Here is a 13,875-nt window from a genome sequence, read left to right on the forward strand (position 1 = left end):
CCTGTCCAACCCACCGCAGCCGAGCACGGGCTCGGCTCTACACAACTACTGTCAGCGATGCGCTGCTTGCTGCCTGCGGCGAACTTGCCGCAGGCAGCGATCGGCAGGCGATCGGCGCAGGGTGCTTAGTCGGCACGGCCGGCGAATTCGCCGGTGGCGGTGTTCACCAGCACGCGCTCGCCGTTGACGATGTACTCCGGCACCATGATCTCGATGCCGGTGTTGAGCTTGGCCGGCTTCGGGCGCTTGGTGGCGGTGCCACCCTTCAGTTCCGGCGGCGTCTCGATCACTTCCAGCACCACGGAGGCCGGCAGCTGGATCGCCACCGGCTGCTCGTCGATCACCTGCACGTAGATGCCGGTCAGGCCGTCGGTGATGTAACCGGCGTCATCGCCGATCACGTCCGCATCCAGGGTGTACGGGGTGTAGTCCTCGTCATCGAGGAACACGAAGGCATCGCCGTCCTTGTACGAATAGGTGGACTGGCGGCGCAGCAGTTCGACCTCGACCAGGTTGTCGTCGGCATCGAAGCTGGCGTCGAGCTTGTTGCCGCCCGGCACGCTGTACATGATGAAGCGGAAGCGGACGTTGCCGCCGCGACCCTGCGGCGAGCTGCGCTCGATGTCGCGGATCTGGTACACGCCGTTGTTGTACTCGACGACGTTGCCCTTCTTGATGTCGTTGGCTTTCATGGTGATCTAGGTCGTTGGGGGAGGGCGCCGTCCCGGCGCCCGTGGGGAATCACTTCGGAGCGAGGCGGGTAGCGCCGTCCAGGCGGATGGTCTCGCCGTTGAGGTAGGTGTTGCCGAGGATGAAGCCGACCAGGCTGGCGAAGTCTTCCGGCTTGCCCAGGCGCGACGGGAACGGAATCGAGGCGGCCAGAGACTGCTGCACGGCTTCGGGCATACCGTCCACCATCGGCGTCCAGAACACGCCGGGAGCAATCGTATTGACGCGGATGCCGAAGCGCGACAGTTCGCGTGCCATCGGCAGCGTCATCGACACCACGCCGCCCTTGCTGGCGGCATAGGCGGCCTGGCCGATCTGGCCTTCATAGGCGGCGATGCTGGCGGTGTTGATGATCACCCCGCGCTCGCCATCGATGCCGGCCTCGTTGTGCTGCATGCGGTTGGCCGCGGCCTTGGCGACATTGAAGCTGCCGACCAGATTGACCATCACCGTGCCCTGGAAGCCGGCCAGCGGCATCGGGCCGTCCTTGCCCAGCACGCGGCCGGCGCCGAGGATGCCGGCGCAGTTCATCGCCACGTTCAGGCCGCCGAGGAAATCGTGGGCCTGGTCGATGGCCGCAGCCACGGCGGCCTCATCGCTGACGTTGACGTTGAAATAGCGGGCGTTGTCGGCACCCAGCCCAGCAACGGCGGTCGCACCCTTGTCGTCGTTGAGATCGAACAGGGCCACCTTGCCGCCCTGGGCGACGAGGTGCTGGGCCACGGCCAGGCCGAGGCCGGAGACGCCGCCAGTGATCACGGCACGTACGGAAGACAGCTGCATTGAACGGTCCTGCAGGTTCGAGAACCGCCGATTCTAACGGAAGCTGCGACCGTCGCTGTTGTGCACTGCGCCGCCGCAGCAGGGCGGCGCAGTGCGGCGGTCAACCTGCGGCGGCCAGCGCCTGCCCGGTGCGGCTGGCGGTGGCGCGACCGAGCAGGCCGGCCAGCCAGCGGCCGGTCTCGGCCAGTGCCGGCAGGTCCACGCCGCTGTCCAGGCCCAGGCCCTGCAGCAGGTAGACCACGTCTTCGCTGGCCACATTGCCGCTGGCGCCCTTCGCATACGGGCAGCCACCGGCGCCGGAGACGGCACTGTCGACCACGCGCACGCCTTCTTCCAGGCAGGTGGCGATGTTGGCGATGGCCTGGCCGTAGGTGTCGTGGAAGTGCACGGCCAGTGCCGTCATCGGAATCTCGGCCGCCACCGCCTGCAGCATCGCCCGTGCCTTGCGCGGGGTGCCGACGCCGATGGTGTCGCCCAGCGAGATTTCGTAACAGCCCATCTGGTGCAGGGCGCGCGCCACGCGCACCACGTCGGCCAGCGGCACCTCGCCCTGGTAGGGGCAGCCGAGCACGGTGGAGACGTAGCCGCGCACGCGCACGCCATCGGCGGCGGCGCGGCGCAGGATGGGCTCGAACCGGGCGAGCGACTCGTCGATGCCGGCATTGGTATTGGTGCGGTTGAACGCCTCGGACGCGGCAGTGAACACCGCCACCTCCTCGACGCCGACCGCACGGGCGCGGTCGTAGCCCTGTTCGTTCGGTACCAGCACCGGGTACTGGACACCCGGCCTGCGCTGGATGCCGGCATAGACCTCGGAGGCGTCGGCCAGTTGCGGGATCCACTTCGGGCTGACGAAGCTGGTCGCCTCGATGCTGCGCAGGCCGGTGGCCGACAGGCGGTTGATCAGTTCGATCTTGTCGGCGGTGGACACCGACTGCTTTTCGTTCTGCAGGCCGTCACGCGGGCCGACCTCGACGATGCGGACGTAATCGCTCATGCGGCTGCCCCATCGGCGGGGCGGTGGCAGACCGCTTCGATGTTGTTGCCGTCCGGGTCGAGCACGAAGGCCGCGTAGTAATCCGGGTGATACCACGGGCGCAGGCCCGGCGCGCCGTTGTCGCGGCCGCCGGCGGCGAGCGCGGCGGCATGGAAGGCATCCACCTGCGCACGGCTGGCGCAGGCGAAGGCCACGTGTACGCCGTGACTGGCGGTGCCTCCATTGCCGAGCCAGAAGAACGGCTTGCCGTCGCTGCCGAAGCCGACGTGGTCGTGGTCGCCGGTCTGTTCGGCGGTCACTTCCATCACCACGCCGATCTGCAGCGGCGCCAGTGCCTGCAGGAAGAAGGTCCTGCTGCGCGCCAGGTCGGCGCTGGTCAAACCAAGATGATCGAGCATGTTCAGGCTTCCGTGACCCAGTGGGGGGCGCGCTTGTCGAGGAAGGCGCCCAGGCCTTCCTGGCCCTCGGCGGAGACCCGCAGGCGCGCGATCAGGGCCGCATTATCGCGATCCAGTGCGTCGCGGTCATGGCTGTCGCGGACCTGCCGCACCAGCTGCTTGGCGGTGGATGAGGCGATCGGGCCGGCCTTGTCGAGCAGGGCCAGCTGGCGTTCCAGCGCCTCGTCCAGGCGCTCGGGTTCGACCAGTTGATGGACCAGACCGATGCGCAGCGCGGTGTCGGCATCGAAGTGCTCGCCGGTGGCGAACCAGCGCCGCGCCTGGCGCGGGCCGATGGCCTCGATCACGTAGGGCGAGATGACGGCGGGCAGCAGGCCCAGGCGGCTTTCGGTCAGGCCGAAGCGGGCCGCAGTGCTGGCGATGGCAATGTCGCAGCAGGCAACCAGGCCGACGCCGCCACCGAAGGCCGCGCCGTGGACCCGGGCCAGGGTCGGCTTGGGCAGCTCGTCCAGGGTGCGCATCAGCCGCGCCAGGGCAAGCGAGTCCTCGCGGTTGTCGGCCTCGCTGGCGGCGGCCATGCCGCGCATCCACTGCATGTCGGCACCGGCCGAGAAGGAAGCGCCGTGACCGGCGACCACCACGGCCCGGACCGAATCATCGCCGCCGGCGGCTTCCAGTGCGGCAGTCAGCCGGGCGATCAGGCTGGCGTCAAAGGCGTTGTGCAGCTCCGGCCGGTTCAGCCAGAGGGTGAGGACAGCGCCACGGCGCTCGATCTGCAAAGCATCGTTCATGGGATTCCAGGGTCACTCCATACCTGTATGGATCATAGCGGGCCATTGGTCATGGGCCATGACGCGACGCGGGAATGTTAGAATCGAGAACCATTTACATCCAGCAGAGAACACGCTAGATGACGCTGTCCGAACTGCCGCTGCACACCTCGGCCGTGGTCGAGTCCGTGCAGGACCTGCATGCCAACGATGCCATTGCCCGCCGCCTGCGCGAGCTGGGTTTCGTGAATGGCGAGGAAGTACGCCTGGTGGCCAAGGGCCCGGTGGGGGGCGAGCCGCTGCTGGTGCAGGTCGGGTTCACCCGGTTCGCGCTGCGGATCAGTGAAGCCAAGCGCGTCGTGGTCGACGCCGTCAGTCAGGAACGACGCGCATGACCGTCACTGTCTCCGCCTCACCGCTGCGCATCGCGCTGGTCGGCAACCCCAACAGCGGCAAGACCGCGCTGTTCAACCAGCTGACCGGCAGCCGGCAGAAGGTCGCCAACTACACCGGCGTCACCGTCGAGCGCAAGGAAGGCCGCCTGCGTGCGCCGTCCGGCCGCGAATTCGCCGTGCTCGACCTGCCGGGTGCCTACAGCCTGCATCCGGCCAGCCTGGATGAGGCAATCACCCGTGACCTGTGCCGGGGCTTCTACCCGGGCGAAGCTGCGCCGGACGTGCTGTTGTGCGTGATCGACGCCACCAACCTGCGCCTGCACCTGCGCTTCGCGCTGGAGCTGCGTGAGCTGGGCAAGCCGATGGTGGTCGCCCTGAACATGGTCGATGCGGCCCAGCGCCGTGGCATCCAGGTGGACGTGGCCGCGCTGGAGCGCGAGCTGGGCGTACCGGTGGTGGAGACCGTGGCGGTGCGCAAGCAGGGTGCCAAGGCCCTGGTCGAGCGCCTCGATGCGATGGTGCCGCACCTGGATGCGCCGGTGCCGGGCCCGGAAGGTGGCATCGATTACCACGCCAAGGTGCGCGAGATCCTGTCGGTCGCCGTGCGGATGCCGGCGCGGACCGCGAAGATCGACGACGCGCTGGACCGCTGGCTGCTGCACCCGGTGTTCGGGCTGATCAGCCTTGCAGTGGTGATGTTCCTGATCTTCCAGGCGGTGTACGCCTGGGCGACGCCGTTGATGGATGGCATCGAGGCGGGCTTCGCCTGGCTCGGTGCTCTCGTTGGCAGCGTGTTGCCGGAGGGTCCGCTGGCCAGCCTGCTGACCGATGGCATCATCGCCGGCGTCGGTGGCGTGGTGGTGTTCCTGCCGCAGATCCTGATCCTGTTCTTCTTCATCCTGGTGCTGGAGGAATCCGGCTACCTGCCACGTGCGGCGTTCCTGCTCGACCGCATGATGGCCGCCGCCGGCCTGTCCGGCCGCTCGTTCATCCCGCTGCTGTCCAGCTTCGCCTGCGCGGTGCCGGGCATCATGTCCACGCGCAGCATCCAGGACCCGCGTGACCGCCTGGCCACCATCCTGGTCGCACCGCTGATGACCTGCTCGGCGCGCCTGCCGGTGTACGCCCTGCTGATCGGTGCGTTCATTCCGCAGAAGACGGTGTGGGGGGTGTTCAACCAGCAGGGCCTGGTCCTGTTCGGCCTGTACGCCGCCGGCATCCTCAGTGCGCTGGCGATGTCCTGGATCATGAAGAAGTGGCGCCGCGACAAGAGTGAGCACCCGCTGATGCTGGAGCTGCCGTCGTACCGCCTGCCACATGTGCGTGACCTGGCGGTCGGCCTGTACGAGCGCGGCATGATCTTCCTAAAGCGCGTCGGCGGCATCATCCTGGCGCTGACCATCCTGCTGTGGGTGTTGCTGTCGTTCCCGGCGGCCCCGGCCGATGCCACGATGCCGGCCATCGACTACAGCTACGCCGGCCGGATCGGCCATGCGATGGCGGTCTTCTTCGCACCGCTGGGCTTCAACTGGCAGATCTGCATCGCGCTGATTCCGGGCCTGGCTGCGCGTGAGGTGGCGGTGTCGTCGCTGGCCACCGTGTATGCGCTGTCGGCCGCCGATGACGATGCCGCCAGCCAGGCGCTGACCCCGCTGATCAGCGATGGCTGGTCGCTGGCCACGGCCCTGTCGCTGCTGGTCTGGTACATCTACGCCCCGATGTGCATCTCGACGCTGGCGACCATCAAGCGCGAGACCAACTCGTGGAAGCAGATGGGCTTTGCCGCGTTCTACCTGTTTGCCGCGGCTTACGTGGCCGCGCTGATCACCTACCAGGTGACCAGGGCGCTGGGAGGCGGCTGATGGATACCGGGCTGCTGATCCAGTACCTGATCATCGCGGTGGCCGTGCTGGTCAGTGCCTGGGTGGTGCTGAAGAAGCAGTTCCCGGGCACCGTGCGCACGCTGCGCGGGGCCTTGGCGCTGGCCCTGCTGAAGCCGGGTCGCGCGGCCTGGCTGCAGGCGCTGGGGCGGAAGATCGCGCCGCCGGCCAGCGGTGGGGGCGGTGCCTGTGGGGGGTGCGACAGCTGCGGGCCGACCAAGAAGTAGCGTCCAGCCATGCTGGACCGCGGCTGTCCGGAGGGTGCGAACTTTCGACCCGCACGCTTTCCAGGGTTCAGACCTCTCTGCGGATGATCGCGCGGAAGTTCCCGTCCTGATTCAATCGCCGCACCGATTCGCGGTTTCCATAGGCTGCTGCGAAACCCGCCACGTCAGCCAGGGCATCGAGCAGCAGGGCTTTCAGCGCGTCGCGGTTGCCGGCCTCCAGCAGGTCATCAAGATCCTGCTGGATGAAGGTCCGGCGCAGGCCCGGCGTTTCTTCGATCCGCCAGTCGACATGGGGCGTGGGAATGCTGGAGCGGTACCGGAAAGCCGTTTCAAGATCGTCAGGCGCGAGGGGATACGCGAGCAGCTCTGGAAAGTAGAGTCCAGCATTCACATAGAAGCCCCGGCTTTCGCTGGCGCGCTGGTGATTAACGACAAGCAGGGCGGCATCCAGCAAGCGGTAGCGCGTGGTCGACGTCCCGGCATAACCGGTCTTCCTGGCGCATTTGCTGAAGACGGTCGAGGATTTCATGGGTTTTGCCCGGGCTGAGGGAAGGGCCACAGACTTGAAGGGGAGCGTTGCCGCGTCCAGTGGCAAACCCGTCACCGCAGGGGCATGCAGCATCGCAGCGATGGCGCTTGCCGGAGCGGGCGTGCTGCCGCTAGCCTGCAGGCATGAACCTGACTCCCCTGCGATTGCTCATTCACGGTGCCTCCGGGCGCATGGGCCAAGCCCTGCTGCGGTTGGCCGCTGAACATCCCGAAACCCTGCAGGTCGTGGCCGCCGTGACCGGTCGCGCGCCGGCGCAGCGCGTGGTCGACGGTGTGCCGTTCTTTGCGGCCAGCGAACTGCCTGGTGCGCCTGTGTTCGATGTGGCCATTGACTTCAGCCTGCCGGAGGGCTTCGACCCGCTGCTGGCGCTGTGCGTGGATCGCGGGGCAGGGCTGGTGTCGGGTACCACCGGCATTTCCAGCACGCAGCGCCAGGCGTTGGATGCGGCAGCGGCGAAGATCCCGCTGGTCTGGGCCTCGAACTTCAGCCTGGGCGTGGCGGTACTGGACGAGCTGGTCGAGCGCGCGGCACAGGCGCTGGCTGGCTGGGACTGCGACATCGTCGAATCGCACCACACCCAGAAGAAGGACGCGCCATCGGGCACTGCACTGACCCTGGGCGCGGCCGCCCAGCGGGGCGGGGCGGAACCGCATTACGCCAGCCTGCGCGCCGGCGACATCGTCGGCGAGCACCTGGTGCAGTTCACCGGGCTGGGCGAGCGCATCGAGCTGGTACACCGGGCCACCAACCGCGACATCTTCGCCCGCGGCGCCCTGTTCGCCGCCCGCCAGCTGCAGGGCCGGGCCCCGGGCAGCTACCGGGTGCGGGACCTGCTGGCGTAAGGCGGTAGTGCCGGCCGCTGGCCGGCAACCTTGGGTGACGGGAGCCAATGGGGTTGCCGGCCAGCGACCGGCACTACCGGGTGGCGGGTGCCGCATACCCGGCCGGATCGAAATGAATGCGCAATCGCCTGTTCATGAAGCGCGATAACCGCTGGCGCGAGCGCCCCGGCAGCGCTACAATTCGCACTCGCCGAATCACGAAAGCCGGACCGGTCCCAGACCGTACGTCCGCGCTTTTTTGCAACCGGATTTCCGTGAAGCGCAGGCGTGACTTCGGCAGCCCCCTCGGTAGCCAAAGTGAGATTCCCGTGACCCAAGCCGCAATCCTCGTCCTCGAAGACGGCACCGTATTCGAGGGCGAATCCGTAGGCGCGCCCGGCCTGTCCGTCGGTGAAGTGGTGTTCAACACCGCCATGACCGGCTATCAGGAAGTGTTGACCGACCCGTCCTACGCCCGGCAGATGGTCACGCTGACCTATCCGCATATCGGCAACACCGGCATGACCGACCAGGACGACGAAGCGTCCAAGGTGTGGTCGGCCGGCCTGATCGTGCGCGACGTTCCGCGCCGTCCCAGCAACTGGCGCAGCCAGGTGTCGCTGCAGGACTGGTTGATCCAGCGTGGCGTAGTCGCCATCGCCGGCATCGACACCCGGAAGCTGACCCGCATCCTGCGCGAGAAGGGCGCGCAGAACGGTGCGCTGATGGCCGGCGACATCGACGTGGAAAAGGCACTGGAAGCCGCCCGCAAGTTCCCGGGGCTGAAGGGCATGGATCTGGCCAAGGTCGTCACTACCGAGAAGACCTACACCTGGACCGAGGGCCAGCTGGACCTGGATGCCAACGCCTTCGTCAGCGTGCCGGCCCGGTTCAAGGTCGTGGCCTACGACTTCGGCGTGAAGACCAACATCCTGCGCATGCTGGCCGAGCGCGGCTGCGAAGTGACCGTGGTGCCGGCGCAGACCCCGGCCGCCGAGGTGCTGGCACTGAAGCCGGACGGCGTGTTCCTGTCCAACGGCCCGGGTGACCCGGAACCGTGCGACTACGCCATCGAAGCGATCAAGACCTTCATCGACGTGAAGATTCCGACCTTCGGCATCTGCCTGGGCCACCAGCTGCTGGGCCTGGCCTCGGGCGCGCAGACCATGAAGATGGGCCACGGCCACCACGGTGCCAACCACCCGGTGCAGGACCTGGACAGCGGCCGGGTGATGATCACCTCGCAGAACCACGGTTTCGCGATCGATGAAGCGACCCTGCCGCCGACCCTGCGCGTGACCCACCGTTCGCTGTTCGACGGCACCAACCAGGGCGTGGCCCGCACCGACGTGCCGGCGTTCTCGTTCCAGGGCCATCCGGAAGCGTCGCCCGGCCCGCACGACGTCGGTCCGCTGTTCGACCGTTTCGTGGCGCTGATGGAGCAGGCCAAGGCGTGATCAGTACGCCGCCGGCCCCCCGGTGGCGTCGCGATGGACCGTAAACCCCGCATCGCTGCTGCCACTGGCGCGGCGCTGCGGATCAAGATTCCTGATCGACAGCGTGCGATCACTCCCCCTTGTCACGCTGTACTGACTTAGAGAAGAAAATGCCCAAGCGCACTGACCTCAAGACCATCCTCATCATCGGTGCTGGCCCGATCGTCATCGGCCAGGCCTGCGAGTTCGACTACTCCGGTGCCCAGGCCTGCAAGGCCCTGCGTGACGAGGGTTACCGCGTGGTGCTGGTCAACAGCAACCCGGCCACGATCATGACCGACCCGGAGATGGCCGACGCCGTCTACATCGAGCCGATCAACTGGCAGACGGTCGAGAAGATCATCGCCAAGGAAAAGCCCGATGCGCTGCTGCCGACCATGGGTGGCCAGACCGCGCTGAACTGCGCGCTGGACCTGGCCGACCACGGCGTGCTGGAGAAGTACAACGTCGAACTGATCGGCGCCAAGCGCGAAGCGATCCGCATGGCCGAAGACCGCGAGCTGTTCCGCGTGGCCATGGGTGAGATCGGCCTGGAGTGCCCGACTGCCGCCGTCGCCCACACCCTGGACGAAGCGCTGGAAATCCAGACCCGCGTCGGCTATCCGACCATCATCCGCCCCAGCTTCACCCTGGGCGGCAGCGGTGGCGGCATTGCCTACAACCGCGAAGAGCTGGTCGAGATCGTCAGCCGCGGCCTGGAACTGTCGCCGACCACCGAAGTGCTGGTGGAAGAGTCGGTGCTGGGCTGGAAGGAATTCGAGATGGAAGTGGTCCGCGACACTGCGGACAACTGCATCATCGTCTGCTCGATCGAAAACCTGGACCCGATGGGCGTGCACACCGGTGACTCGATCACCGTGGCCCCGGCCCAGACCCTGACCGACAAGGAATACCAGCGCCTGCGCGATGCCTCCATCGCCGTGCTGCGCAAGATTGGCGTCGATACCGGTGGCTCGAACGTGCAGTTCGGCATCAACCCGAAGACCGGCCGCGTGGTCGTCATCGAGATGAACCCGCGCGTGTCGCGTTCCTCGGCGCTGGCTTCCAAGGCCACCGGCTTCCCGATCGCCAAGGTCGCCGCCAAGCTGGCCGTGGGCTACACCCTGGACGAACTGAAGAACGAAATCACCGGCGGCCTGACCCCGGCCTCGTTCGAGCCGTCCATCGACTACGTCGTCACCAAGATCCCGCGCTTCGCCTTCGAGAAGTTCCCGGCCGCCGATGCCCGCCTGACCACCCAGATGAAGTCGGTGGGCGAGGTGATGGCGATGGGCCGCACCTTCCAGGAGTCGGTGCAGAAGGCCCTGCGTGGCCTGGAAACCGGCAAGGTCGGCTTCGACCCGACCGGCCTGGACCTGGGCAACGAAGACGACCTGCAGACCCTGCGTCGCGAGCTGAAGGCGCCGGGCCCGGAGCGCCTGTTCTATGTGGCCGATGCGTTCCGCGCCGGCATGAGCGTGGAAGAGATCTACGCACTGTCGTTCATCGATCACTGGTTCCTGGACCAGATCGAGGAAATCATCGCGGCCGAAGCCGAAGTCGCTGCCGGCGGCATCGATGCGCTGGATGCCGCACGCCTGCGCAAGCTGAAGCGCGCTGGCTTCTCCGACGCGCGCCTGGCGCAGCTGACCGGCACCAACGAAGCCGCCATCCGCGCGCTGCGTCGTGCGCACAAGGTGCGCCCGGTCTACAAGCGCGTGGACTCCTGTGCCGGTGAGTTCTCCACCGGTACCGCCTACCTGTACTCGACCTACGAGGACGAGTGCGAGGCCGCGCCGAGCAACCGCGACAAGATCATGATCCTGGGCGGTGGCCCGAACCGCATCGGCCAGGGCATCGAGTTCGACTACTGCTGCGTGCACGCGGCACTGGCGCTGCGCGAGGATGGCTATGAAACCATCATGGTCAACTGCAACCCGGAAACCGTGTCGACCGACTACGACACCTCCGACCGCCTGTACTTCGAGCCGCTGACCCTGGAAGACGTGCTGGAAATCGTCGAACTGGAACAGCCGAAGGGCGTGATCGTGCAGTACGGCGGCCAGACCCCGCTGAAGCTGGCGCGCGCGCTGGAAGCCAACGGCGTGCCGGTGATTGGCACCAGCCCGGACTCGATCGACCTGGCCGAAGACCGCGAGCGCTTCCAGCAGCTGGTGGACAAGCTGGGCCTGAAGCAGCCGCCGAACCGCATCGCCCGCAATGATCAGGAAGCCCTGCTGCTGGCCCGCGAGATCGGCTACCCGCTGGTGGTGCGCCCGAGCTACGTGCTGGGCGGCCGTGCCATGGAAATCGTCTACGGCGAAGCCGACCTGGCCCGTTACGTGCGCGACGCTGTGAAGGTGTCCAACGATTCGCCGGTGCTGCTGGACCGCTTCCTCGACAATGCTGTCGAGTGCGACGTCGACATCATTGCCGACAAGGATGGCAACGTCCTGATCGGTGGCGTGATGGAGCACATCGAAGAAGCTGGCGTGCACTCGGGCGATTCCTCGTGCTCGCTGCCGCCGTATTCGCTGTCGGCTGAAACCCAGGCCGAACTGCGCCGCCAGGTGGTGGAGCTGGCCAAGGCCCTGAACGTGGTCGGCCTGATGAACACCCAGTTCGCGATCCAGACCAGCGACGAGGGTGCCGACACCATCTACCTGCTGGAAGTGAACCCGCGTGCCTCGCGCACCGTGCCGTTCGTGTCCAAGGCCACCGGCATGGCGCTGGCGAAGATCGCCGCCCGTTGCATGGCTGGCAAGAGCCTGGCCGAGCAGGGCGCGACCAAGGAAATCGTGCCGGACTACTACTCGGTGAAGGAAGCGATCTTCCCGTTCGCCAAGTTCCAGGGCGTCGATCCGATCCTCGGGCCGGAGATGCGCTCCACCGGCGAGGTGATGGGCGTCGGCCGCACCTTCAACGCCGCCTTTGCGCGTGCGCAGGAAGCCGGTGGCATCAAGGCACCGCCGGTCGGCAAGGCCTTCGTCTCGGTCCGCGACCCGGACAAGAAGCGCGTGCTGCCGGTGGCCAAGGCGCTGCTGGCGCGTGGCTACAGCCTGGTCGCCACCCGTGGCACCGCCGCGTGGCTGCAGCAGCACGGCATGGACTGCGAGATCATCAACAAGGTGGTCGAAGGCCGTCCGCACATCGTCGACTCGATCAAGAACGGCGAGATCGTCTACATCGTCAACACGACCGAAGGTCGTTCGGCGATCAACGACTCGTTCTCGATCCGCCGCGAGGCGCTGCAGCACCGCGTCACCTACTCGACCACCATTGCCGGCGCCAAGGCGCTGGTGGATTCACTGGAATTCCGCGGCACCGGCCCCGTCTGGTCGCTGCAGGAGCTGCACAAGGAGTTGAATGCATGAGAGCCCCCATCACCATGAAGGGCGCGCAGAAGCTGCGCGACGAACTGGATCACCTGAAGTCGGTCAAGCGCCCGAAGGTCATCGCCGCCATTGCCGAAGCGCGTGAGCACGGTGACCTGAAGGAGAATGCCGAGTACCACGCCGCGCGCGAGGAACAGGGCTTCATCGAAGGCCGCATCAAGCAGCTGGAGGGCGAGCTGTCGCACGCCGAGATCATCGACGTGAGCAAGCTCAATGCCGGCTCCAAGGTGGTGTTCGGCGCCAGCGTGACGCTGGCCGACGTGGAAACCGACGAAGAGAAGAAGTACCAGATCGTCGGTGACCTGGAAGCGGACATCAAGCTGGGCCTGATCGCGATTTCCTCGCCGGTGGCGCGGGCGATGATCGGCAAGCTGGAAGGCGATTCGATCGTGATCGACGCCCCGGCCGGCCAGCGCGAGTACGAGATCGTCAGCGTCAGCTACGTGGACTGACCGCGTGGCGACGGCGACCCTGCTGTTGCCTGCACGCAGCCGCTTTGCCGCGGCTGCGCTGCCGGACGATGTGGCACGCGCGCTCGGCCGTGCCACGACGGTGCAGGTCGTGCCGGGCGAGCGCGCGCAGCTGACGCGCCATTTTGCGGTTGCCGCGCCGCACTGGCCGGTGGCCGCGTTGACCCGCCAGCGCGACGTCGGCGATGCGGCCGGCGCCAGCTGGCTACGTGCCGATCCGGCCTGCATGGTGCCGGACATGCATGGCGCGCGGATGATGGCCTACGGCGAAACGCTGCGGCCGACGCTGGCCGACAGCCTGGCCCTGCTGCCGGTGCTGCAGCCCTTGTTCGCCGATGCCGGATTCGTGCTCGACGCACCGGACCCGTCGCGCTGGTACCTGCGCCTGCCGATCGACCTGGCCCTGCCGGACTTCGACAGTCCGGACGAGGTGCTGGGCGATGACCTGTTCTCGCATTTGCCGGAGGGCGAGGGCGGCCGTCGCTGGCGGGCGCTGATGACCGAGGCGCAGGTGCTGCTGCACAACCATTCCTGGAACCAGCAGCGTGCCGCACAGGGACAACAGCCGATCAATTCGCTGTGGTTCTGGGGCGGTGGCGTGATGCCGGTGTCGGTCAGCACCCCACACGCGCAGGTGCGCAGCCGCGACGCGCTGCTGCAGGGCCTGGCCTTGGCGGCCGGTGTGGCCGTGGATGGCGAACAGGCGGTGGATGCACTGGTCGACCTGCGCCAGCTGCGTTCGCTGCAGCAGCTCGGCAACGATGCGATCCGGCCGTTGCTGGCCGCGCTGAGGCGTGGCGAACTGCAGCGGCTGGTGCTGGACTTCGAGGACGGCCTGCAGTTCCAGCTGGACCGTGGCCAGCGCTGGCAGTTCTGGAAGAAGCCGCGCCAGCTGCACGACTGACCGGGGTCGGATCCGTTTTCCATCGGAAAACGGCTCTGACCCCCCAGGGTTTGTCGGGGTTGCCGGCCAGCGGCCGGCACT

The 13,875-nt window shown here is 67.3% G+C and carries 14 protein-coding genes; 8 read left to right on the plus strand and 6 right to left on the minus strand.

The genetic code is table 11. The features are described 5' to 3' along the window. Positions 1-125: 125 nt before the first annotated feature. From yeiP to ACM0PY_RS18080, 5 genes are all read right to left on the minus strand, one after another. Positions 126-692 (minus strand): elongation factor P-like protein YeiP, encoded by a 567-nt coding sequence (gene yeiP / locus ACM0PY_RS18060; protein WP_005409468.1) that lies wholly within the window; start codon positions 690-692, stop codon positions 126-128. Between the two features lie 49 nt (positions 693-741). After that, the gene (locus tag ACM0PY_RS18065; protein WP_065196763.1) at positions 742-1,512 is read right to left on the minus strand and encodes an SDR family oxidoreductase; all 771 of its coding nucleotides are present in this window, start codon (positions 1,510-1,512) and stop codon (positions 742-744) included. Positions 1,513-1,612: 100 nt separating this feature from the next. Then, a complete protein-coding gene (locus ACM0PY_RS18070; RefSeq protein ID WP_180885846.1) occupies positions 1,613-2,509 on the minus strand; it encodes a hydroxymethylglutaryl-CoA lyase in 897 nt (298 codons plus the stop codon). Beyond that, entirely contained in the window at positions 2,506-2,907 is a 402-nt protein-coding gene (locus ACM0PY_RS18075) for a VOC family protein (RefSeq protein ID WP_072169000.1), read from the minus strand. Before ACM0PY_RS18075 ends, ACM0PY_RS18070 begins: the two co-directional genes overlap by 4 nt. Before the next feature lie 2 nt (positions 2,908-2,909). Then, on the minus strand, positions 2,910-3,698 hold the full coding sequence (locus ACM0PY_RS18080; RefSeq protein WP_061479265.1) for an enoyl-CoA hydratase/isomerase family protein: 789 nt from the start codon (positions 3,696-3,698) through the stop codon (positions 2,910-2,912). Positions 3,699-3,817: 119 nt separating this feature from the next. On the opposite strand from ACM0PY_RS18080, the gene ACM0PY_RS18085 reads away from it, so the two are divergent. From ACM0PY_RS18085 to ACM0PY_RS18095, 3 genes are read left to right on the plus strand one after another with little or no spacing between them, the layout of a single operon-like run. Continuing rightward, positions 3,818-4,072, plus strand: coding sequence for a FeoA family protein (locus tag ACM0PY_RS18085; RefSeq protein WP_049464336.1), 255 nt, complete (start codon positions 3,818-3,820; stop codon positions 4,070-4,072). Then, a complete protein-coding gene (feoB, locus tag ACM0PY_RS18090; protein ID WP_134972721.1) occupies positions 4,069-5,934 on the plus strand; it encodes a ferrous iron transporter B in 1,866 nt (621 codons plus the stop codon). The genes ACM0PY_RS18085 and feoB overlap by 4 nt, the downstream gene beginning before the upstream one ends. Then, a complete protein-coding gene (locus ACM0PY_RS18095; RefSeq protein ID WP_065177612.1) occupies positions 5,934-6,179 on the plus strand; it encodes a DUF6587 family protein in 246 nt (81 codons plus the stop codon). Before feoB ends, ACM0PY_RS18095 begins: the two co-directional genes overlap by 1 nt. Positions 6,180-6,246: 67 nt before the next feature. Here ACM0PY_RS18095 and ACM0PY_RS18100 read toward each other — a convergent pair whose 3' ends face one another. Further along, a complete protein-coding gene (locus ACM0PY_RS18100; protein ID WP_134972722.1) occupies positions 6,247-6,708 on the minus strand; it encodes a DUF4304 domain-containing protein in 462 nt (153 codons plus the stop codon). A 143-nt stretch (positions 6,709-6,851) separates the two neighbouring features. Here ACM0PY_RS18100 and dapB point away from each other — a divergent pair, with 143 nt between their 5' ends. From dapB to ACM0PY_RS18125, 5 genes are all read left to right on the plus strand, one after another. Beyond that, positions 6,852-7,571 carry a 4-hydroxy-tetrahydrodipicolinate reductase gene (gene dapB / locus ACM0PY_RS18105; RefSeq protein ID WP_180885844.1) on the plus strand — a complete coding sequence of 240 codons (720 nt, stop codon included), beginning with the start codon at positions 6,852-6,854 and terminating at the stop codon, positions 7,569-7,571. A 308-nt stretch (positions 7,572-7,879) separates the two neighbouring features. Then, the gene (gene carA, locus ACM0PY_RS18110) at positions 7,880-9,007 is read left to right on the plus strand and encodes a glutamine-hydrolyzing carbamoyl-phosphate synthase small subunit (protein ID WP_134972737.1); all 1,128 of its coding nucleotides are present in this window, start codon (positions 7,880-7,882) and stop codon (positions 9,005-9,007) included. 149 nt (positions 9,008-9,156) lie between these two features. Further along, a complete protein-coding gene (carB, locus tag ACM0PY_RS18115) occupies positions 9,157-12,399 on the plus strand; it encodes a carbamoyl-phosphate synthase large subunit (protein WP_065177614.1) in 3,243 nt (1,080 codons plus the stop codon). Between the two features lie 8 nt (positions 12,400-12,407). Further along, entirely contained in the window at positions 12,408-12,872 is a 465-nt protein-coding gene (gene greA, locus ACM0PY_RS18120; RefSeq protein WP_026347191.1) for a transcription elongation factor GreA, read from the plus strand. Between the two features lie 4 nt (positions 12,873-12,876). Continuing rightward, the gene (locus ACM0PY_RS18125) at positions 12,877-13,794 is read left to right on the plus strand and encodes a phosphoglycerate mutase (protein ID WP_180885842.1); all 918 of its coding nucleotides are present in this window, start codon (positions 12,877-12,879) and stop codon (positions 13,792-13,794) included. Positions 13,795-13,875 lie beyond the last annotated feature (81 nt).

This window comes from Stenotrophomonas sp. BR163 (assembly GCF_047520985.2).
Classification (GTDB): Bacteria; Pseudomonadota; Gammaproteobacteria; order Xanthomonadales; family Xanthomonadaceae; genus Stenotrophomonas; species Stenotrophomonas sepilia.